17 protein-coding genes and 3 tRNA genes are annotated in these 20,463 nt (G+C 70.8%); 14 read left to right on the forward strand and 6 right to left on the reverse strand.

The genetic code is table 11. The features are described from left to right. Positions 1-91: 91 nt before the first annotated feature. From AB0C76_RS13895 to rpmH, 5 genes are all read right to left on the reverse strand, one after another. Entirely contained in the window at positions 92-622 is a 531-nt protein-coding gene (locus tag AB0C76_RS13895; protein WP_359964154.1) for a R3H domain-containing nucleic acid-binding protein, read from the reverse strand. A 67-nt stretch (positions 623-689) separates the two neighbouring features. Then, positions 690-1,847 (reverse strand): membrane protein insertase YidC, encoded by a 1,158-nt coding sequence (yidC, locus tag AB0C76_RS13900; protein WP_359964156.1) that lies wholly within the window; start codon positions 1,845-1,847, stop codon positions 690-692. Next, positions 1,844-2,215, reverse strand: a complete 372-nt coding sequence (gene yidD / locus AB0C76_RS13905; protein WP_359964158.1) for a membrane protein insertion efficiency factor YidD — start codon at positions 2,213-2,215, stop codon at positions 1,844-1,846. Before yidD ends, yidC begins: the two co-directional genes overlap by 4 nt. Next, the gene (gene rnpA, locus AB0C76_RS13910; RefSeq protein ID WP_359964159.1) at positions 2,212-2,640 is read right to left on the reverse strand and encodes a ribonuclease P protein component; all 429 of its coding nucleotides are present in this window, start codon (positions 2,638-2,640) and stop codon (positions 2,212-2,214) included. Before rnpA ends, yidD begins: the two co-directional genes overlap by 4 nt. An 18-nt stretch (positions 2,641-2,658) precedes the next feature. Continuing rightward, entirely contained in the window at positions 2,659-2,796 is a 138-nt protein-coding gene (rpmH, locus tag AB0C76_RS13915; protein ID WP_030059672.1) for a 50S ribosomal protein L34, read from the reverse strand. Positions 2,797-3,161: 365 nt separating this feature from the next. On the opposite strand from rpmH, the gene dnaA reads away from it, so the two are divergent. The 13 genes from dnaA to AB0C76_RS13980 all read left to right on the forward strand — a co-directional run bounded on the left by dnaA (position 3,162) and on the right by AB0C76_RS13980 (position 18,362). After that, positions 3,162-4,958: a chromosomal replication initiator protein DnaA gene (gene dnaA, locus AB0C76_RS13920; protein ID WP_359964161.1), complete on the forward strand. Its 1,797-nt coding sequence runs from the start codon at positions 3,162-3,164 to the stop codon at positions 4,956-4,958. Positions 4,959-5,934: 976 nt separating this feature from the next. Continuing rightward, positions 5,935-7,065 carry a DNA polymerase III subunit beta gene (gene dnaN / locus AB0C76_RS13925; protein ID WP_359964163.1) on the forward strand — a complete coding sequence of 377 codons (1,131 nt, stop codon included), beginning with the start codon at positions 5,935-5,937 and terminating at the stop codon, positions 7,063-7,065. Positions 7,066-7,225: 160 nt separating this feature from the next. Further along, the gene (gene gnd / locus AB0C76_RS13930; RefSeq protein WP_359964165.1) at positions 7,226-8,101 is read left to right on the forward strand and encodes a phosphogluconate dehydrogenase (NAD(+)-dependent, decarboxylating); all 876 of its coding nucleotides are present in this window, start codon (positions 7,226-7,228) and stop codon (positions 8,099-8,101) included. Between the two features lie 37 nt (positions 8,102-8,138). Next, a complete protein-coding gene (recF, locus tag AB0C76_RS13935; RefSeq protein WP_359964167.1) occupies positions 8,139-9,272 on the forward strand; it encodes a DNA replication/repair protein RecF in 1,134 nt (377 codons plus the stop codon). A 185-nt stretch (positions 9,273-9,457) separates the two neighbouring features. Further along, positions 9,458-9,997 (forward strand): DciA family protein, encoded by a 540-nt coding sequence (locus AB0C76_RS13940; RefSeq protein WP_359964169.1) that lies wholly within the window; start codon positions 9,458-9,460, stop codon positions 9,995-9,997. A gap of 262 nt (positions 9,998-10,259) precedes the next feature. Continuing rightward, a complete protein-coding gene (gyrB, locus tag AB0C76_RS13945) occupies positions 10,260-12,284 on the forward strand; it encodes a DNA topoisomerase (ATP-hydrolyzing) subunit B (protein WP_359964171.1) in 2,025 nt (674 codons plus the stop codon). Between the two features lie 56 nt (positions 12,285-12,340). After that, positions 12,341-14,953 (forward strand): DNA gyrase subunit A, encoded by a 2,613-nt coding sequence (gene gyrA / locus AB0C76_RS13950; RefSeq protein WP_359964173.1) that lies wholly within the window; start codon positions 12,341-12,343, stop codon positions 14,951-14,953. Positions 14,954-15,178: 225 nt separating this feature from the next. Continuing rightward, complete coding sequence (locus AB0C76_RS13955) at positions 15,179-15,829, forward strand: DUF3566 domain-containing protein (protein WP_359964175.1); 651 nt, start codon at positions 15,179-15,181, stop codon at positions 15,827-15,829. Positions 15,830-16,080: 251 nt separating this feature from the next. Next, positions 16,081-17,475, forward strand: coding sequence for a cyclopropane-fatty-acyl-phospholipid synthase family protein (locus AB0C76_RS13960; protein WP_359964177.1), 1,395 nt, complete (start codon positions 16,081-16,083; stop codon positions 17,473-17,475). 16 nt (positions 17,476-17,491) lie between these two features. Further along, positions 17,492-17,568 (forward strand) — tRNA-Ile (locus AB0C76_RS13965). Positions 17,569-17,661: 93 nt separating this feature from the next. Further along, a tRNA-Ile gene (locus AB0C76_RS13970) sits at positions 17,662-17,735 on the forward strand. Between the two features lie 256 nt (positions 17,736-17,991). Continuing rightward, positions 17,992-18,120, forward strand: a complete 129-nt coding sequence (locus AB0C76_RS13975) for a DLW-39 family protein (protein WP_014137031.1) — start codon at positions 17,992-17,994, stop codon at positions 18,118-18,120. Between the two features lie 169 nt (positions 18,121-18,289). Beyond that, positions 18,290-18,362 (forward strand) — tRNA-Ala (locus tag AB0C76_RS13980). Positions 18,363-18,432: 70 nt separating this feature from the next. On the opposite strand, the gene AB0C76_RS13985 is transcribed toward AB0C76_RS13980, so the two are convergent. Further along, positions 18,433-19,170 carry a DUF5324 family protein gene (locus AB0C76_RS13985; protein WP_359964179.1) on the reverse strand — a complete coding sequence of 246 codons (738 nt, stop codon included), beginning with the start codon at positions 19,168-19,170 and terminating at the stop codon, positions 18,433-18,435. Positions 19,171-19,399: 229 nt separating this feature from the next. On the opposite strand from AB0C76_RS13985, the gene AB0C76_RS13990 reads away from it, so the two are divergent. Further along, positions 19,400-20,305: a rhomboid family intramembrane serine protease gene (locus tag AB0C76_RS13990; RefSeq protein WP_359964181.1), complete on the forward strand. Its 906-nt coding sequence runs from the start codon at positions 19,400-19,402 to the stop codon at positions 20,303-20,305. Positions 20,306-20,463 lie beyond the last annotated feature (158 nt).

Raw genomic sequence — 20,463 nt, forward strand, 5'->3', positions numbered from 1 at the left:
GGGACGACGACCCCGCCCGCACGAGGCGGACGGGGTCGCGTCCTGTGAAGCGCACCGGTCGCCGGGGCGACCGGTCGTCGACCTGCCGGCCTCAGGCCGGCAGCACGACCACGCACCGCTGGGGCTCCTCGCCCTCGGACTCGCTGCGCAGACCCGCCGCGGCGACCGCGTCGTGGACCACCTTGCGCTCGAAGGGCGTCATCGGCCGCAGCTTGACCTGCTCACCCGTGCGCTTGGCCTGCTCGGCCGCCTTGGCACCGAGCGCCGCCAGCTCCTCACGCTTGCGGGCCCGGAAGCCGGCAATGTCCAGCATGAGGCGGCTGCGCTCACCGGTCTCCCGGTGGACGGCCAACCGGGTCAGCTCCTGCAGGGCCTCCAGCACCTCGCCGTCCTGGCCGACCAGGCGCTGGATCGCCCGGTCGTTGCCGTCGCTGACGATGGAGACCAGGGCGCGGTCGCCCTCGACGTCCATGTCGATGTCACCGTCGAGGTCGGCGATGTCGAGCAGACCCTCCAGGTAGTCCGCCGCGATGTCGCCCTCCTGCTCCAGACGGGAGATGAGGCTCTCGTCGGCGCTGGCGGCGGCCTCGGCCTCGACGGCGGAGGTGGTGCCTTCCGTCACTGATGGACTCCTTCGGAGATGAGGCCCAGGTTGGATGGGCCGGGAACGAAGCTCTGGACGAAGCCGGTCAGGACTTCTTCTTCGGCCGCTGGCCGCCGCGCTTCGGCTGCTGACGGGCGGTGCCGGGCTTGGCGCCGCCGGGGCGGGAGGCGCCGGGCTTGGCGGCGGCCGGCTTGGCGCTGCCGGCGTCGGCCGGAACGGCGTCCGCGGGCTCCTCCTCCGCCGGGGCGTCCTTGGTCAGGCTCGCGGTCTGGCCACCGGTGTGCTGGCGCTGGGCCTTGGTCTGCTTGCGCGGCTGCTGGCGACGCGCCTGCACCGACTCCTCGACCGCCGCGGAGGCCTCGGCGGCCGCGGTGAGGGCCGCCTTCGACGGGGGCAGCATGCCCCACAGGGCGCCCTTGATCTCCGAGCCGTCCGGGTTCAGGCGACCGGCCTTCTTGAGGCGCACCTGCCGCTCGTCCCAGGCCTTGCTGCCCGGAGTCGGGTTGTTGTGGATGACGATCAGCTGCTGGCCCATCGACCAGACGTTGGTGGTCAGCCAGTAGACCAGGACACCGACGGGGAAGTTGATGCCCATGACGGCGAACATGATCGGGAAGACGTACATCAGCATCTTCTGCTGCTGCATGAACGGCGTCTTCACCGTGAGGTCGACGTTCTTGGTCATCAGCTGGCGCTGGGTGATGAACTGCGACGCCGACATCATGATGATCATCACCGCGGTGACGATCTTGACGCTGGTCTCACTGCTGCTGACGAAGGTCGCGGAGAGCGGGGCACCGAAGATGTGCGCCTTGCCGGCGCTCAGCAGCAGGTCACCGTGGATGACGCCGATGTCGTGGCCCTTGGCCACGTTGGCGAGCACACCGTAGAGAGCGGTGAAGAACGGCGCCTGGACGATGATGGGAAGGCAGCTGGAGAACGGGTTGGTACCCGCATCCTTGTACAGCTTCATCATCTCTTCGGACTGGCGCTGCCGGTCGTTCTTGTAGCGCTCCTGGATGGCCTTCATCTTCGGCTGGATCGCCTGCATGGCCCGGGTCGCCTTGATCTGCTTCACGAAGAGCGGGATCAGGCAGATCCGGATGACGACCACCATCGAGGCGATGGACAGACCCCAGGCCCAGCCACCGTCCGGGTCGAAGACGTTGCTGTACAGCGTGTGGAACTGGACGATGATCCAGGACACCGCTGTGTACAAGGGGTTCAGGAAGGAGAAGGTCACCGGTCAGGCTCCTTGGACATGAGGATCGGCCGCTCGGGGCCAATGGTCGCCGGGCCCTCGGGGGCCGGACCGGCGGGGGTGGTGGCCACCGGCGCCCCGGTGGCGGACCGGCTGCTCAGCCGGTCTCGCAACCGGCGGTGCCACACCGGGTGCTTGCGCGGCGGGACGTGATCGACCCCGCCGGGGCTCCACGGATTGCAGCGCAGGATGCGCCAGACGGTCAGCCCGCCGCCCTTGACCGCCCCGTGCACCTTCACGGCCTCGAAGCCGTAGTGCGAACAGGAGGGGTAGTAGCGGCAGACCGGACCGAGCAGTGGGCTGATCGTCCACTGGTAGACCCTGATCAGACCCATCAGCAGGTACTTCATCGCCCTGCTCCCGTCGGCGCCGTCGTGGCGGGCTCCGCCTTCAGCAACCGCTTGAGCGCCGCGTCCAGGTCGCGTTCGAGGTCCTGGTACGAGGCGGACGCGGCCTGGGGCAGCGCACGCACCACTATCAGGCTACCGGCGGGCAGCCTGGACAGACGATCACGTACGAGGTGGCGCAACCGGCGCTTGACCAGGTTGCGAACGACCGCCGGGCCAACGGCCTTGCTCACGACGAAACCCGCACGCGCCGAAGGAGTCCCCTCGGCGACGTGCGGGCGGGAGTCGCTGGTCCGGTCGGCCTGGCCCTTGGGGTCACCGTCTCTGCTGAGATGGACGACCAACAGGGGCCGGCCGGCCCGACGACCGCGTTTCACCGCGGTCGCGAAGTCCTGGCGCCGCCGCAGCCGATTCTCGGAGGGCAGCACAACAGACTCTGTCGTGGATCAGGCGGACAGACTGGCGCGGCCCTTGCCACGGCGGGCGGCCAGGATGGCGCGGCCGGCGCGGGTACGCATACGCAGCCGGAAGCCGTGGGTCTTCGCGCGACGACGGTTGTTCGGCTGGAAGGTGCGCTTGCTCACTCGGGGGCTCCTGAGGTGAATCGTAGGATGACGGGGAGTCGCTTGGCCGTCACCGTGCGTCCGCGTGATCTCCCCTGATTCGGAAATCCGGCCCGTTTCCCCAGTTCGGCTGGGGTTTGAGGCAATCCACGGCGCCCGTGCTGCGCGCCTTATGGAGCGGGTGGACCCGCGGACATGCGGCAGCGGCCATCGACAACTCGACCTGGTTACGGTACGCGGGACGGGGCACGAGGGTCAAACCAGCCGTCCCGGACGGCCCGGCTCGTCCGGTTTGCCCACAGCCTGTGGACAACGACTTGATCCGGCTCTGTTCGCTGACTACCGTTGCAGGACTTGTCTGGTTTGTTCTTGGAAAGCGTGCACCAGTGGCTGATGTCAACAGCGACCTCGTCCCGGTCTGGGCGAGGGTCGTCGAGCGGCTGGTCAACGACCCGGACGTCGGGGAGATGGACAAGCAGTGGGTGCAGCGCACCCAGCCGATGTGGATGATGCACGACACCGCCCTGCTGGCGACCCCGAACGAGCGGGCCAAGCAGGTGCTGGAGGGCCGGCTGCTGCCGCAGCTGACCGAGGCCCTCAGCCGTGAACTCAGCCGCCCGGTGCGCATCGCCGTGATGGTCGATGCCAACGCCGTCCCCACGCCCCCCGCGCCGGCCCCCCACGCCCCCGCGGAGCCCTACCCGGGCCCCGTCCAGGACGACGGCTACGGCGGCCAGGGCTACCAGCAGCCGTACGAGCAGGACTACGACCGCCCCCGGTACGACACCGGCGGCTACGAGCATCGCCCCGCGCCCTACGGCGGTCCGGCGCCCCGCTCGTGGTCCGGCTACCAGGACCACGACGGCCAGTACCACGACGTCGAGGACGAGCCCGCGCCCCGTGCGGCGCCGCGCCCGATGCCCGGCCCGCCCGCGACCACCCAGGGCGACCTCTTCGGCGGCGCCTACGGCCCCGGCCCGAACGAGCAGCCCCGCACCACCGGTGGCCGCCGCTCCCCCGGCGCACGCCCCGGTGGCGGGCGCCCGTCCGACAAGCCCACACCGGAGCGCGCCACCGAGCGCCCCGCGGTGCCCGGCGTGCCCGCGCCCCCCGGGGCTCCCCCGGCCGGCGGCTCGCGCAAGGACGAGCCGGCCGCCCGGCTGAACCCCAAGTACCTGTTCGACACCTTCGTCATCGGCGCGAGCAACCGCTTCGCGCACGCGGCGGCGGTCGCGGTCGCCGAGGCCCCGGCCAAGGCGTACAACCCGCTCTTCATCTACGGCGAGTCCGGGCTGGGCAAGACCCACCTGCTGCACGCCATCGGGCACTACTCGCGCAGCCTCTTCCCGGGCACCCGCGTGCGGTACGTGTCCTCGGAGGAGTTCACCAACGAGTTCATCAACTCGATCCGGGACGGCAAGGCGGACACCTTCCGCAAGCGCTACCGGGACATGGACATCCTGCTCGTGGACGACGTGCAGTTCCTCGCACAGAAGGAGTCCACGCAGGAGGAGTTCTTCCACACCTTCAACACCCTGCACAACGCGAACAAGCAGATCGTCCTCTCGTCGGACCGGCCGCCCAAGCTGCTGACCACGCTGGAGGACCGGCTGCGCAACCGCTTCGAGTGGGGCCTGATCACCGACGTCACACCACCGGAGCTGGAGACCCGGATCGCGATCCTCCGCAAGAAGGCGATCCAGGAGCAACTCAACGCCCCGGCCGACGTGTTGGAGTTCATCGCGTCCCGGATCACCCGCAACATCCGGGAGTTGGAGGGCGCCCTCATCCGGGTCACCGCCTTCGCCAACCTCAACCGGGCGCCGGTGGACCTGGAGTTGGCCGGCATCGTCCTCAAGGACCTGATCCCGGGCGGGGACGAGGACGCGGGCCCCGAGATCACCGCGCAGGTCATCATGCAGCAGACCGCCGCCTACTTCGGGCTGGGCGTGGACGACCTCTGCGGATCCTCGCGCAGCCGTGTGCTGGTGACCGCGCGTCAGATCGCGATGTACCTGTGCCGGGAGCTCACCGACCTGTCCCTGCCGAAGATCGGCGCGCAGTTCGGCGGTCGCGACCACACCACGGTGATGCACGCGGACCGCAAGATCCGCTCGCTGATGGCGGAGCGGCGCTCGATCTACAACCAGGTCACCGAGCTCACCAACCGCATCAAGAGCTAGTCCTTCCGCGGCCGTTGGGGCCGCCGCCGGCACTGCCGCGGAAGGCCGGCCGCGGCACGACCCGCCGAGGGCGTCAGGAGCGATCCTGACGCCCTCTTGGCATATCCACAGGTGTGCGTCACCCGAATGCGGGGCAGAGATGCCTCGACGGATGCTCCGCCAGTCCACAGCCGGCGTCGAACATCTGACCGGCGATTCGAAAACCGGCTGCGTACGGGGCGCTCGTCCACAGGTGACGGGCTTTCTCCACCGTCCACAGGGTGCGACGCCCGGAGTTATCCAGAATTCCTCCACAGGCGGGCCGCCGCTACGCTCTTCCGCGCAGGTCAGGTGCCTGTGGACTTGTGCACAAGCGTTATCCACAGGGTGTGGACAATTGACGGGCCGCCAGTGGGCCGTTCGGGTTATCCACCGCTCGTCCCCAGGGGTTGGGCGGTTATCCCCAGGTTGTCCACAGCCGCGTCCACAGTTCGACAACTTTGGGGTACCGTTCATGCCCTGGTGTGAAAGGCGTCACGAAAAGTTGACCGGGCCCCGTGGATAAGCGGGTCCGGATCTGGGGACGGCGCTGGGGAAAACCTGTGGATACGTTCGGTGCCCTGTGGGTAACGCTCCGCCGTCCACAGCGGGCCCTGTCCGTCCACAGTCGCCATCCACACCCACTGTGGACAAAATTCTGGGGCTGACCTGCGGAAACGGGGTTATCCACGGTTTCCACAGGCCCTACTACTACCACTACACAGTTAGACCCATCGATGCGTTTCCAAGCAGGTGGGCCCGAAATCTGTGGACAACCGTCGCCCGACATCTGTTCGGGCTGCTTCCGCCCGTCTGCCCCGTCTGTCGGCGGAGTACGTCAGACTGTCCTCGGCAACTGGAAGCGGAGTGGCAGAGCTCGGCGGACAGCCAGACCGACGATCAAGATCAGACGAACCAGAGTGCGAGCGGGAGCGCTCGATCCAGGAGGCGGTTACCGGTGAAGTTCCGGGTGGAGCGTGACGTCCTCGCGGAGGCGGTGGCCTGGGCTGCCCGCAGCCTCCCGGCACGGCCGCCGGTGCCGGTGCTGGCCGGCCTGCTGCTGACGGCACAGGACGGCAGCCTGGCCCTGTCCGGCTTCGACTACGAGGTCTCGGCCCGGGTCGAACTGGAGGCCGACATCGAGGAGGCCGGCACCGTCCTGGTCTCCGGTCGCCTGCTGAACGACATCTCGCGCAACCTCCCCAACAGGCCTGTGGAGATCTCCACCGACGGCCAGCGGGTCAGCGTGGTCTGCGGCAGCTCCCGGTTCACCCTCCCCACCCTCCCGGTGGACGAGTACCCGGCGCTGCCCCAGATGCCCACCGCCACCGGCACCGTCTCGGGCGACGTCTTCGCCTCCGCGGTCAGCCAGGCCGCCGTGGCCGCCGGCCGCGACGACACCCTCCCGGTGCTGACCGGCGTCCGGGTCGAGATCGAGGGCGACCGGATCACCCTGGCCGCCACCGACCGCTACCGCTTCGCCGTGCGCGAGCTGCTGTGGAAGCCCGAGCAGTCGGACATCTCCGCCGTCGCCCTGGTCCCGGCCAAGACCCTGCAGGACATCGCGAAGTCCCTGGGCAGCGGCGACAACGTCTCGATCGCGCTGTCCTCGGGCGGCGCGGGCGAGGGCCTGATCGGTTTCGAGGGCGCCGGCCGCCGCACCACCACGCGGCTGCTGGAGGGCGAGTTCCCCAAGTTCCGCAGCCTCTTCCCGACCGAGTTCAGCGCCGTCGCCGCGATCCAGACCCAGCCGTTCCTGGAGGCGCTCAAGCGCGTCTCGCTGGTCGCCGAGCGCAACACCCCGGTCCGGCTCAGCTTCGAGCAGGGCGTGCTGACCCTGGAGGCCGGTTCGGGTGACGACGCCCAGGCCACCGAGCGGGTCGACGCCGACCTCGAGGGCGACGACATCTCGATCGCCTTCAACCCGGGCTACCTGGAGGAGGGCCTCAAGGCCATCGACTCCGCCTACGCCCAGCTGAGCTTCACCACCCCGACCAAGCCCGCCCTCCTGAGCGGCAAGGCCTCGGTGGACGCCGAGGAGGACAAGGCGTACCAGTACCTGATCATGCCGGTCCGCCTCTCCGGCTGACCCGCACGAGCGATACCCACAGGCCGTACCCACAGCCTGTGGACGGCCTCCCCCGGTCGGCCCGGACCGGGGGAGGCCCTGTGCGTTCAGCGCGTAGGCTCAGGGGGTGTGCGGCAACGGCGCCGCCGGCAGGCACGTCACCACAGGTAAGGACTTGGTCATGGAGCTCGGCCTCATCGGTCTCGGCAAGATGGGCGGCAACATGCGCGAGCGGATCCGCCGCGCCGGCCACACCGTCATCGGCTACGACCGCAACCCGGACGTCTCCGACGTCGAGAGCCTGCAGGAACTCGTCACCAAGCTCCAGGGCCCGCGCGTGGTCTGGGTGATGGTCCCGGCCGGCGCCGCCACCCAGGCGACCGTCGACGAGCTCGGCGAGCTGCTGTCCCCGGGGGACGTCGTGGTCGACGGCGGCAACTCCCGCTGGACGGACGACATCAAGCACGCCGAGGCGCTGGCGGCCAAGGGCATCGGCTTCGTCGACTGCGGCGTCTCCGGCGGCGTGTGGGGCCTGGAGAACGGCTACGCCCTGATGTACGGCGGCGACGCCGAGCACGTCGCGCGGGTCCAGCCGGTCTTCGACGCACTCAAGCCCGAGGGGGACTTCGGCTCGGTCCACGCGGGCGCCGTGGGCGCCGGCCACTTCGCCAAGATGGTCCACAACGGCATCGAGTACGCGATGATGCAGGCCTTCGCCGAGGGCTGGGAGCTGCTGGAGGCCGCCCCCGAGGTCACCGACGTGCGCGAGGTCTTCCGCAGCTGGCAGGAGGGCACCGTCATCCGCTCCTGGCTGCTGGACCTGGCCGTCCGCGCCCTGGACGACGACGAGCACCTGGAGAAGCTGCGCGGCTGGGCCGCCGACTCCGGCGAGGGCCGCTGGACCGTCGAGGCCGCGATCGACCACGCCGTGCCGCTGCCGGCGATCACCGCCTCGCTGTTCGCCCGCTTCGCCTCGCGCCAGGACGACTCGCCGCAGATGAAGATGATCGCCGCGCTGCGCAACCAGTTCGGCGGCCACGCGGTCGAGTCCAAGTAGCCCCCTCCCCACCAGAAGGCGAGCGCAGTCCACAGCCATGCACGTCGCGCACCTGTCGCTCGCCGACTTCCGGTCGTACGCCCGGGCCGAGGTGCCCCTCGACCCGGGCGTGACGGCCTTCGTCGGTCCCAACGGCCAGGGCAAGACCAACCTGGTCGAGGCGATCGGCTACGTCGCCACCCTGGGCAGCCACCGGGTGGCGACCGACGCGCCGCTGATCCGGCTGGGCGCCGAGCGCGCGGTGATCCGCACCTCCGTGGTGGACCGCGGCCGCTCCACCCTGGTCGAACTGGAGCTCACCCCCGGCAAGGCGAACCGGGCCAGGATCAACCGCTCCGACAACGTCCGCCCGCGCGACGTGCTGGGCCTGCTGCGCACCGTGCTGTTCGCCCCCGAGGACCTCAGCCTGGTCAAGGGCGACCCCGGTGAGCGCCGCCGCTTCCTCGACGAGCTGTTGACCGCCCGCGCCCCCCGCCTGGCCGGCGTCCGGCAGGACTACGAACGGGTGCTCAAGCAGCGCAACGCGCTGCTGAAGACCGCCGCGATGGCCCGCCGGGCCGGTGGCGGCAAGGGCGCCGACCTCTCCACCCTGGAGGTGTGGGACGGTCACCTCGCCCGGGCCGGAGCCGAGTTGACGGCCTTCCGGATCCAGCTGGTGGCCGCCCTGCAGCCGTTGGTGACGGCCGCGTACGGGCAGCTGGCGCCCGGGGGAGGCGACACCGCGCTGGAGTACCGCAGTTCCTTCGAGGGCGAGCTGCCGACCAGCCGCGAGCAGGCCGAGGAACAGCTCCTCCAGGCCCTGCAGGCGGTGCGCAGGCAGGAGGTCGAACGCGGGATCACCCTGGTCGGCCCGCACCGCGACGAGCTCGGGCTCAAGCTGGGCCCGCTGCCCGCCAAGGGCTACGCGAGCCACGGCGAGTCCTGGTCGTTCGCGCTCGCGCTGAGGCTGGCCTCGTACGAGCTGCTGCGAGGCGACGGCGGCGAGCCGGTGCTGATCCTGGACGACGTCTTCGCGGAGCTCGACGCGGCCCGCCGGGACCGGCTGGCCGAGCTGGTGGCCGGCGGCGAGCAGGTCCTGGTGACCGCCGCGGTCGCCGAGGACGTGCCGAAGGCGCTGGCCGGCGCCCGCTTCGCCGTGGCCGACGGCGCCGTGCGTCGCGTCGACGCCTGATCCCCGGGCGATCTCCCCCCACGAGATTCCCGCGCCCGCACACGGCCACGCAGTGCGCCTGACCTTCACGATTCCTCCGTAGAGCCCCCCGGTCGCCCCGCCGGTGGGCGGATCCCGACCGTCCCACCGCTCCCGTACGCTGGACCGCTCGACCGTTGTCCACAGGCTGGGGAAAGGAGATCGCCGTGAGCGAGTCCGCGGAGACCTCCCCGCAGCCCGGCGCCGCCCAGCCGACCGGTGCCGACCTCGCCCGTTCGGCGCTGCGGGCGGCCCGGGCGCAGGCGCGCCAGCGCGGCGAGCAGGTCCAGCAGAAGCGCGAGGCGAAGCGGCACGGCCTGCGCAGCGGGGCCCGTTCGGACGGCCGCGACCCGGTGCCGCTGGGCGCGGCGCTGAACCGGCTGCTGACCGAGCGGGGCTGGGAGTCCTCGGCCGCGGTCGGCGGGGTGATGGGCCGGTGGCCGCAGATCGTCGGCCCGGACATCGCCGCGCACTGCCACCCGTCCTCCTACGACGACCAGGCCGCGGTGCTCACCGTGCAGTGCGACTCGACCGCCTGGGCCACCCAACTTCGCTGGCTGGCGCGGCAGTTGGTGGCCCGTCTGAACCACGAGCTGGGCCACGGCACGGTCCGCACCATCAAGGTGCTCGGCCCGGCCGCACCGGCCCGGGGCTACGGCCGGCTGCGCGCCCCGGGCAGCAAGGGGCCGGGCGACACCTGGGGCTGATCGCGGGTGCGGGCCCGTCCTCGGAAGGGGACGACCGGACCACGATCTTCCGGAACCCCTGACGGCCCTTCCAGGCGCTCTGGGCCCCCGGGTCGAGTATCGGGACATGTGCAGAGGGGATTCAGGGCGGCATATCTGCCCTCAAGGGCTGCCAAACGCCCATCTCTGTCAGTCGTACCGGTAGACTGAGAGCCAAACACTGTTGCTAGTGGCAACCGAGTCGAAACGCCGTGGTCGCACGCCCGCCCACACGGGGTGGGGGATGCGGCCCGCGCTGTGCCAGAGAGGGCGCTTCGTGGCCGATTCCGGCAACCCCAGCCAGACCCCAGACCAGACCGACCAGGCTTCCTACACCGGTAGCAACATCCAGGTGCTGGAAGGCCTCGACGCCGTCCGCAAGCGCCCCGGCATGTACATCGGTTCGACCGGTGAGCGCGGCCTGCACCACCTGGTGCAGGAGGTCGTGGACAACTCCGTCGACGAGGCGATGGCCGGGTACGCCGACACCATCGATGTCACGATCATGGCCGACGGCGCGATCCGCTGCGTCGACAACGGCCGCGGCATCCCGGTCGACATCGTCCCGGGCCAGGACAAGCCGGCCGTCGAGGTCGTGCTCACCGTCCTGCACGCGGGCGGCAAGTTCGGTGGCGGCGGCTACGCGGTCTCCGGCGGTCTGCACGGCGTCGGCGTCTCCGTGGTCAACGCGCTGTCCACCCGGCTCTCGGTGGAGATCCACAAGGACGGCCACCGCTGGACCCAGGACTACAAGATGGGCGCGCCGACCGCCCCCCTGGTCAAGGGCGAGACCACCGACAAGACCGGTACGACCGTCACCTTCTGGGCCGACCCGGACATCTTCGAGACCACCGTCTACTCCTTCGAGACGCTCTCCCGGCGCTTCCAGGAGATGGCGTTCCTCAACAAGGGCCTGTCGATCTCGCTGACCGACGAGCGCCCCGAGCACGTGGACGAGGAGGGCAAGCCGCTCACCGTCACGTACAAGTACGACGGCGGCATCGCCGACTTCGTCGCCCACCTCAACTCCCGCAAGGGCGAGGTCATCCACCCCTCGGTGATCGACTTCGAGGCGGAGGACAAGGACAAGGCGATCTCGGTGGAGATCGCGATGCAGTGGAACACCTCCTACACCGAGGGCGTCTACAGCTTCGCGAACACCATCCACACCCACGGCGGCGGCACCCACGAGGAGGGCTTCCGTTCGGCGCTGACCGGCCTGGTCAACCGCTACGCGCGCGACAAGAAGCTGCTCCGCGAGAAGGACGACAACCTCTCCGGCGAGGACATCCGCGAGGGCCTGACCGCGATCATCTCGGTCAAGCTCGGCGAGCCGCAGTTCGAGGGCCAGACCAAGGACAAGCTCGGCAACACCGAGGCCAAGACCTTCGTCCAGAAGGTGGTCCACGAGCACCTGAACGACTGGCTGGACCGCAACCCCAACGAGGCCGCGGACATCATCCGCAAGTCCATCCAGGCCGCCACGGCGCGCGTCGCCGCCCGCAAGGCCCGCGACCTCACCCGTCGCAAGGGCCTGCTGGAGTCCGCCTCGTTGCCCGGCAAGCTGTCGGACTGCCAGTCCAAGGACCCGTCCGAGTGCGAGATCTTCATCGTCGAGGGTGACTCCGCCGGCGGCTCGGCCAAGCAGGGCCGTGACCCGCGCACCCAGGCCATCCTGCCGATCCGCGGCAAGATCCTGAACGTCGAGAAGGCCCGGATCGACAAGGTGCTGCAGAACACCGAGGTCCAGGCGCTGATCTCGGCCTTCGGCTGCGGCATCCAGGAGGACTACGACGAGTCCAAGCTCCGGTACCACAAGATCGTCCTGATGGCCGACGCCGACGTCGACGGTCAGCACATCCGCACCCTGCTGCTGACCCTGCTGTTCCGCTTCATGCGGCCGCTGGTCGAGGCCGGGTACGTCTACCTGGCCATGCCCCCGCTGTACAAGATCAAGTGGGGCAAGGACGACTTCGAGTACGCCTACTCCGACCGCGAGCGCGACGCGCTGATCGCGGCCGGCGTGGAGGCCGGGCGCCGGCTCCCCAAGGACGACGCGATCCAGCGCTTCAAGGGTCTCGGCGAGATGAACGCCGAGGAGCTCCGGGTCACCACCATGGACGCCGAGCACCGGCTGCTGCTCCAGGTCACCCTGGAGGACGCCGCCCGCGCCGACGAGCTGTTCTCCGTGCTGATGGGCGAGGACGTCGAGGCCCGCCGCTCCTTCATCCAGCGCAACGCCAAGGACGTCCGCTTCCTGGACGTGTGACGCCGCCCGACCGGCAGCCGCACGTACCAGTCCGCGTGAAAGGAAACTGACCACCAGTGGTCGACGACAACCGTCCCGACGGCGAACAGCCCGAGACCCCCGCACCCGCCGAGGCCACCGCCCAGGTGACCATGCGGATCGAGCCGGTCGAGCTCGAGACCGAGATGCAGCGCTCCTACCTCGACTACGCGATGAGCGTGATCGTCAGCCGGGCGCTCCCCGAGGTCCGCGACGGCCTCAAGCCGGTGCACCGCCGCGTGCTCTACGCGATGTACGACGGCGGGTACCGGCCCGAGAAGGGCTACTACAAGTGCGCCCGCGTCGTCGGCGACGTCATGGGCAACTACCACCCCCACGGCGACACCTCCATCTACGACACCGTGGTCCGCCTGGCCCAGCCGTGGTCGCTGCGGATGCCGCTGGTGGACGGCAACGGCAACTTCGGCTCCCCGGGCAACGACCCGGCCGCGGCCATGCGCTACACCGAGTGCAAGATGATGCCGCTGGCCATGGAGATGATGCGCGACATCGACGAGGAGACCGTCGACTTCGCCGCCAACTACGACGGCCGCTCGCAGGAGCCCACCGTCCTGCCCGCGCGCATCCCCAACCTGCTGGTCAACGGTGCCACCGGCATCGCGGTCGGCATGGCCACCAACATCCCGCCGCACAACCTCCGCGAGGTCGCCTCCGGCGCGCTCTGGGCGCTGGAGCACCCGGACGCCTCCAACGAGGAGCTGCTGGAGGCCCTGATCGAGCGGATCAAGGGCCCGGACTTCCCGACCGGTGCGCTGATCGTCGGTCACCGCGGGATCGACGACGCCTACCGCACCGGTCGCGGCTCGATCACCATGCGCGCCGTCGTCGAGGTCGAGGAGATCCAGGGCCGCCAGTGCCTGGTGATCACCGAGCTGCCGTACCAGGTCAACCCGGACAACCTCGCGCTGAAGATCGCCGACCTGGTCAAGGACGGCAAGGTCGCCGGCATCGCCGACGTCCGCGACGAGTCCTCGTCGCGCACCGGCACCCGTCTGGTGGTCGTGCTCAAGCGTGACGCGGTCGCCAAGGTCGTGCTGAACAACCTGTACAAGCACACCGAGCTGCAGACCAACTTCGGCGCCAACATGCTGGCCCTGGTCGACGGAGTGCCGCGCACGCTGTCGCTCGACGCCTTCATCCGGCACTGGGTCAACCACCAGGTCGAGGTCATCGTCCGGCGCACCCGGTTCCGCCTGCGCAAGGCCGAGGAGCGCGCCCACATCCTGCGTGCGCTGCTCCGCGCGCTCGACGTGATCGACGACGTCATCGCGCTGATCCGGGCCTCGGCCAGCGCCGACGCGGCCCGCACCGGCCTGATGGAGCTGCTGTCCATCGACGAGCTCCAGGCCAACGCCATCCTGGAGATGCAGCTGCGCCGCCTGGCCGCCCTGGAGCGCCAGCGGATCACCGACGAGCACGACGAGCTCCAGCGCAAGATCGACGAGTACAACGCGATCCTGGCCTCGCCGACCCGCCAGCGGGAGATCATCTCCGAGGAGCTCACCGCGATCGTCGAGAAGTACGGCGACGAGCGGCGCTCGACCCTCATCCCGTCCGACGGCGACCTCTCCATCGAGGACCTCATCGCCGAGGAGGACATCGTCGTCACGATCACCCGTGGCGGCTACGTGAAGCGGACCCGCTCCGACCTCTACCGCTCGCAGAAGCGCGGCGGCAAGGGCGTGCGCGGTGCCCAGCTCAAGCAGGACGACATCGTCGACCACTTCTTCGTGACGACGACCCACAACTGGATCCTGTTCTTCACCAACAAGGGCCGGGTCTACCGTGCCAAGGGCTACGAGCTGCCGGACGCCGGGCGCGACGCCCGCGGCCAGCACGTGGCCAACCTGCTGGCCTTCCAGCCGGAGGAGCACATCACCCAGGTGATGGCCGTCCGCACCTACGAGGACAAGCCGTACCTGGTGCTCGCCACCCGGGCCGGCCTGGTCAAGAAGTCCGCGCTGAAGGACTACGACTCCCCGCGCTCCGGCGGCCTGATCGCGATCAACCTGCGCCAGGACGAGGCCGGCCGGGACGACGAGCTGATCGGCGCCGAGCTGGTCTCCCCCGAGGACGACCTGCTGCTCGTCTCCAAGAAGGCCCAGTCGATCCGCTTCACCGCGACCGACGACGCCCTGCGGCCCACCGGCCGCGCCACCTCGGGCGTCAAGGGCATGGCCTTCCGCGAGGACGACGAGCTGCTCTCGATGAACGTCGTCCGCCCGGGCACGTTCGTCTTCACCGCCACTGACGGCGGGTACGCCAAGCGCACGGCGGTGGACGAGTACCGTGTTCAGGGACGCGGCGGCTACGGCACCAAGGCGGCGAAGATCGTCGAGGGCCGGGGTTCGCTGGTCGGCGCGCTGGTGGTCGACGACACCGACGAGATCATGGCGATCACCCTGTCGGGTGGGGTGATCCGCACGAGGGTTTCCGAGGTTCGTGAAACCGGACGTGACACCATGGGCGTCCAACTGATCAACCTCGGGAAGCGCGATGCGGTCGTGGGCATGGCCCGCAACGCGGAGGCCGAGGACGAGGAGACGTCGGAGGACGAGGTCGAGGGCACCGAGTCCACCGAGATGGCCGAGGGTACGGAGACGGCCGCCGGCGACGAAGCCGGCGCCTGACCGAACCGTTGGCCGGTGCCGTCGCGTCCTCTGTGAGGGGATGCGGCGGCACCGGCCGCCGACCAGTTCCGGGCAATCCCGCCGGGCGCTGGATGTCGAGTGACGAGCAGGGCGGTTCCCCCGTCCTGGCGGGAAGTGCGGGAGGACCAGGTGAGTGGAGCCACGGGTGCTGCGGGAGGAGCCTCCGGCGGCCGTCCGGGCGCGCAGGGCGGGGGTGGGTACGGCGTGCCGCAGCCGCCGGCCGAACACCCGGCCGCGTCCACCTCGCTGATGCCACCGGTCGGCGCGGCGGGCCAGAGCGGTGCCACGTACGGCGGTCAGACGCCGGCGCAGGGCGCCCAGGGCGGGGCCGGCGGGTTCTCCCAGCCGACCACCTACGCCAAGGGGCAGCCGACCCCGGCCCGGGGCACCCGGACGGGCAACACCCCGCCCGGCGGCACGCCCGTCCCCGGGGCCGCGCGCCGTCCCGGCACCGGAGCCCCGGCCGCCGGCCCGGGCCTCGGCCGCACGCGCAAGGCCCGCCTGCGGGTGACCAAGGCCGACCCGTGGTCCGTGATGAAGGTCAGCTTCCTGCTGTCGCTGGCGGTCGGGATCATCGTCATCGTGGCCGCGGCCGTGCTGTGGATGACGCTGGACTCGCTCGGCGTCTTCGACTCCCTGTCCAAGACCCTGAAGGACGTCACGGGTTCGGACAGCAACGGCGGCATCAACATCATGGACTACATCGGCTTCGGCAAGGTGATGACCTTCACCTCGCTGATCGCCGTGGTGGACGTCGTGCTGCTGACCGCGCTGTCCACGCTCTCCGCGTTCATCTACAACGCCGCGGCCGGCTTCACCGGCGGCGTCGAGCTGACCCTCGCCGAGGAGGACTGACCCGGCCGGATCCTGACCCAGGGTCAGAACTCCGTCCGCGGACGGAATGGACGGGCCCCGGAGGCTGTTTCAGCCTCCGGGGCCCGTCGGCATTTCGGGTGACAGCCGGCCGCCCGCGGCGTGCCGCCCGGATTCGGGCCGGCCGCGGTGGGATTTGCTGGATGCCGCCCGTTCCGCGCCAGGGAGTGCCGCAGGCCGCCCCCGGTCCGCCCGATCGGGTCGTGCAGGACGACTGGACGGAGGCGCGCTCGATGGCACAGCTCGCAGGTCAACTGGTCGAGGCCCTGGAAGGGCTGCTGGAGGTCCCGGTCCCGCTGCGGGTCCAGGCCTGGGACGGCAGCGTCGCCGGCCCGCCCGCCGCCCCCACCATCGTCCTGCGCAACCGCCGCGCGCTGCGCCGCCTGCTCTGGGCCCCCGGCGAGCTCGGCCTGGCCCGCGCCTACGTCTCGGGGGACCTCGAGGTCGCCCCCGGCGGCGACCTCTACGAGGTGCTCGACGCCGTCGGCCGGTTCTCCGAGCTGCCGCGGATCCGCACCCTGAGACTCGGCCCGGGCGACGTCGTCGGCCCCCAGGGCCGCCGGGTGCTCGCCGCCGCCCTGCGGGCCGGCGCGGTCGGCCCCCGGCCCACGCCGCCCCCCGAGGAGGCCGGGACGGCCCGGGGAAGGCTGCACAGCCGCAGCAGGGACCGCGCCGCCATCAGCCACCACTACGACGTCGGCAACGACTTCTACGGGCTCGTCCTGGGCTCCTCGATGGTCTACTCGTGCGCCTACTGGACGCCGGACTCGAAGAGCCTGGAGGACGCCCAGGCGGCCAAGCTCGACCTGATCTGCCGCAAGCTCGGCCTGCGGCCCGGGATGCGCCTGCTGGACGTCGGCTGCGGCTGGGGCTCGCTGCTGCTGCACGCGGTCCGGCACTACGGCGTCACGGCGGTCGGCGTCTCCATCTCGAAGGAGCAGGTCGCGCTGGCCCGCCGGCGGGTCGAGGAGGCCGGGCTGACCGACCGGGTGGAGGTCAGGCTCCAGGACTACCGGGAGATCGCCGACGGCCCCTTCGACGCGATCTCCAGCGTCGGCATGGCCGAGCACGTCGGCGAGGAGCAGTACCGGGTGTACGCCGAGGGCCTGTACCGGCTGCTGGCGCCCGGCGGCCGGCTGCTCAACCACCAGATCGCGCGCCGCCCCGACCACCCCGGCGAGAAGCACCGCACCAGCCCGTTCATCGACCGCTACGTCTTCCCGGACGGCGAGCTCTCGCCGGTCGGTTCCACCGTGGCCCGGCTGGAGGAGGCCGGCTTCGAGGTCCGCGACGTCGAGTCGCTGCGCGAGCACTACGCGCTGACGCTGCGCGAATGGGTGGCCAACCTGGAGGCGCACTGGACGGAGGCGGTCCGGCTGGTCGGCGTCGGCCGGGCCAGGGTGTGGCGGCTGTACATGGCGGCCTCCGCGCTCGCCTTCGAGCAGAACCGGATCGGGATCAACCAGGTCCTCGCCGTCCGCAGCACCGAGGACGGCGCCGCCGGCCTGCCGGCGACCCGGGAGGAGTGGCTGCTGCGGCGCTCCGCCGGGGCGCCGCGGCTCGGTGCCGGGGTCCCCGCCGCGCCCCCCGCCGGAACGGATTTGGGGGATCGGCGGTCGGTCCGCTAATCTTTCAGTGCGGCGAGGGCCTATAGCTCAGACGGTTAGAGCGCTTCCCTGATAAGGAAGAGGCCACAGGTTCAAGTCCTGTTAGGCCCACCACCGCGAAGGGCCCGGAGTGGATCACTCCGGGCCCTTCGGCGTTCCCCGGTTTTCGTTCCACGGCCAGGTTCCGGTAACCTCTGCGTGTGGCGAGGGCCTATAGCTCAGACGGTTAGAGCGCTTCCCTGATAAGGAAGAGGCCACAGGTTCAAGTCCTGTTAGGCCCACCTCCCCGAAGGGCCCGGAGTGGATCACTCCGGGCCCTTCGGCGTTTCCCGGCGTCAATCCCGCGGTCCGGGCGCGGGGTTGACGGCAGCGGTGGCTGGTCACGATTGGGACACCGGTGTGTATCATCGGCCGCAAGGGCAGTCTGGCACCCGGCGGCCCCGTAGGCGTTCGAAAAGAACTGGACTCGTCGGCCCGGTCACTCCGGCCGGAACTCGGCTCTTGAGTCCACTTATGCAAGAAGGACGAGGTCCCGCGGTGAAGAAGCTTCTCCTGGTCGCCCTGGTCGCCCTCGGCGGCTTCTTTGTCTACCGTCAGGTCCAGGCGGACCGCGCCGAGCAGGACCTGTGGACCGAGGCCACCGACCCGGTTCCGGCCGGTCGCTGACCTCCGGGCGATCTGACGATCGACGGTCTTCGGGGGCGCTCCGCGCGCCTCCTCGGGTCGGTCGGTCCGGTTCCAGACCGGGCCGGCCGACTCCCCCCTGGGGGGACGGCACCGGTGGGCCGCCGGAACCCGGTACGCTAGTGCCCGTCGGCACCGGCGGTGCCGTAGAGGGGCATTAGCTCAGTTGGTAGAGCGCTGCCTTTGCAAGGCAGATGTCAGGAGTTCGAGTCTCCTATGCTCCACAGTTCGCAGTACCAGCCGATCGGCCGTTGACCTGATTCCGGGTCAACGGCCGATTCGCGTTTCCCGGCGTCAGTGCGGCTTGCGCGGGTCGTGCGGCTTGGGGTGCTCGTCGGCCGGGGGAGCGGGCTCGGCGGCCTCCTCCTCGGGGCCCGTGCCGTTGACCGGCGCGGCCGAGGAACCGGTCGTGTGGGCGCCGGCCGGCTCCTCGGCCTGTGGCGCCGGGGGCTCGACCAGCCACTCCGGGTTGCTGTGCCGGCGCCACCACTGCCAGGCGAGGAGCCCGCCGCCGATCGCCACCGCGCCCGCCACGGCGAGGGCGGCGGCCCAGCGGTTGTGCTGTTCCTTCCGGGCGTTGCGGGCGGCGAGGTCGCTGATCTCGGCGGAGCTGACGTGGCCCTGGAGGGCGGTGAGCGCGGCGGCTCCCCTGGCCTGGGCCTCCTGCGCGACCGGGACGACCGCGGCGCGGGCGTCCCCGACCGCCTGGACGACCCTGGGAGCGACCGTGGAGCGCGCCTGGTCGGCGGCGCGGGCGGCGGAGAGACGGGCGGCCAGCGCGGCCTCCTGGGCCCGGTGGAAGGCCCTCAGGGCGCTCTCCTGGGCGTCCGGCGGGAGGCTGGCGAAGGCGTGGCCGACCTGGGGGGCGAGGTGCCGGTCGTACTGGACGCGGAGGCTCTGGGCGGCCTGGGAGGCCTTCGGCCCGAGCGCGTCGAGGGCGGGGCCCAGGCGCTGCTTGGCGCCGTCCGCGAGGTGCGCGGCGGTGTCCCGGGTCCTGGCGGCCGTCTCACGAGCTGAGTCCAAACGGGTCACGGGTTCTCTCCTCCTGGGTGGCGTCCTATATGCACATATCCACCTGAATGCTGATCATGCATCCTGATTTGTCCGACGGCACCCCGGGGTGGGCCGTCTGCGGGTGTCGCGGGTGCTTGGGGAGGGGCACCGGCGGGGCAGGATCGAGAGTGGGGACGACGTCCGCCGCCGGGGCGGCCGCAGTAGGCTGGCGGCTCCGGTGGTCTTGTACGGGAAGGGGAAACCGCTGATGCTCCCGGACGAGCCGAGGCCGCCGGCCGATGGGGTCCCGGCGTCCACGCCCGAGGCCGTTCCGCCCGGGTGCTACCGCCATCCGCAGACGCCGACCGGCATCTCGTGCACCCGCTGCGGGCGCCCGATCTGCCCGTCGTGCATGGTGCCCGCTTCGGTGGGCTTCCAGTGCCCCGAGTGCGTCAGCGGCGCGCACGCCCAGGTGCGGAGGCCGACCACCCGCTACGGCGGGGCGCTGACGGCCGACGGCGCGCTCGTCACCAAGGTCCTGATCGGGATCAACCTCGCGGTCTTCGTGCTCGCCGCCTACGTCTTCTCGCCGTGGCTGGTCCAGGACTGGTCGCTGTTCAGCGCCGGGCGGGCGATCCCGGGCGGCCCCGGGGGCGTCGCCGACGGCCCGGGCCAGTGGTACCGGCTGCTGACCGCGACCTTCCTGCACGTCCAGGTCTGGCACATCGGATTCAACATGCTGGCGCTCTGGTGGACGGGACCGGTGCTGGAGGCGGTGCTCGGGCGGGCGCGCTTCCTCGGCCTCTACCTGCTCTCGGGCCTCGCCGGCAGCGCCTTCGCGTTCCTGGTGGCCGGCAACCTGATGAACTCGGTCGGGGCCTCCGGGGCGATCTACGGCCTCTTCGGGGCGACGCTCGTGCTGCAGATCAGGACCCGCAGCCCGATCGGTCCGGTGATGGCCCTGCTGGTCTTCAACCTGATCCTCACCTTCTCGATGGCGGGGATCGACTGGCGCGCGCACGTGGGCGGGCTCGCGGTGGGTGCGCTGACCGCGGTTGGCCTGATGTTCGCCCCGCGCGAGCGCCGCGGGCCGGTCCAGGCGCTGACGATGGTGGGCGCGCTGGCCGTCATCCTGGCGATGGTGTTGATCGGGATGGCCCGCTACGGCGCCTGACGCCGCGGGGCGTTGTCCACAACGGGTGCGGGGTTGTGCACAGCCCGTGTGGTGCACCGGGTGTGGACAGCTGTTCTACGCGTGTCCTCCTGTGCGGTTCGCGCTCCCACGACGTGCTGTCCACAGCTGTGGACAGCACGTGGCGCCCAAGTTATCCA

Origin of the sequence: Kitasatospora sp. NPDC048722 (genome assembly GCF_040650235.1) — a bacterium.
Taxonomy (GTDB): domain Bacteria; phylum Actinomycetota; class Actinomycetes; order Streptomycetales; family Streptomycetaceae; genus Kitasatospora.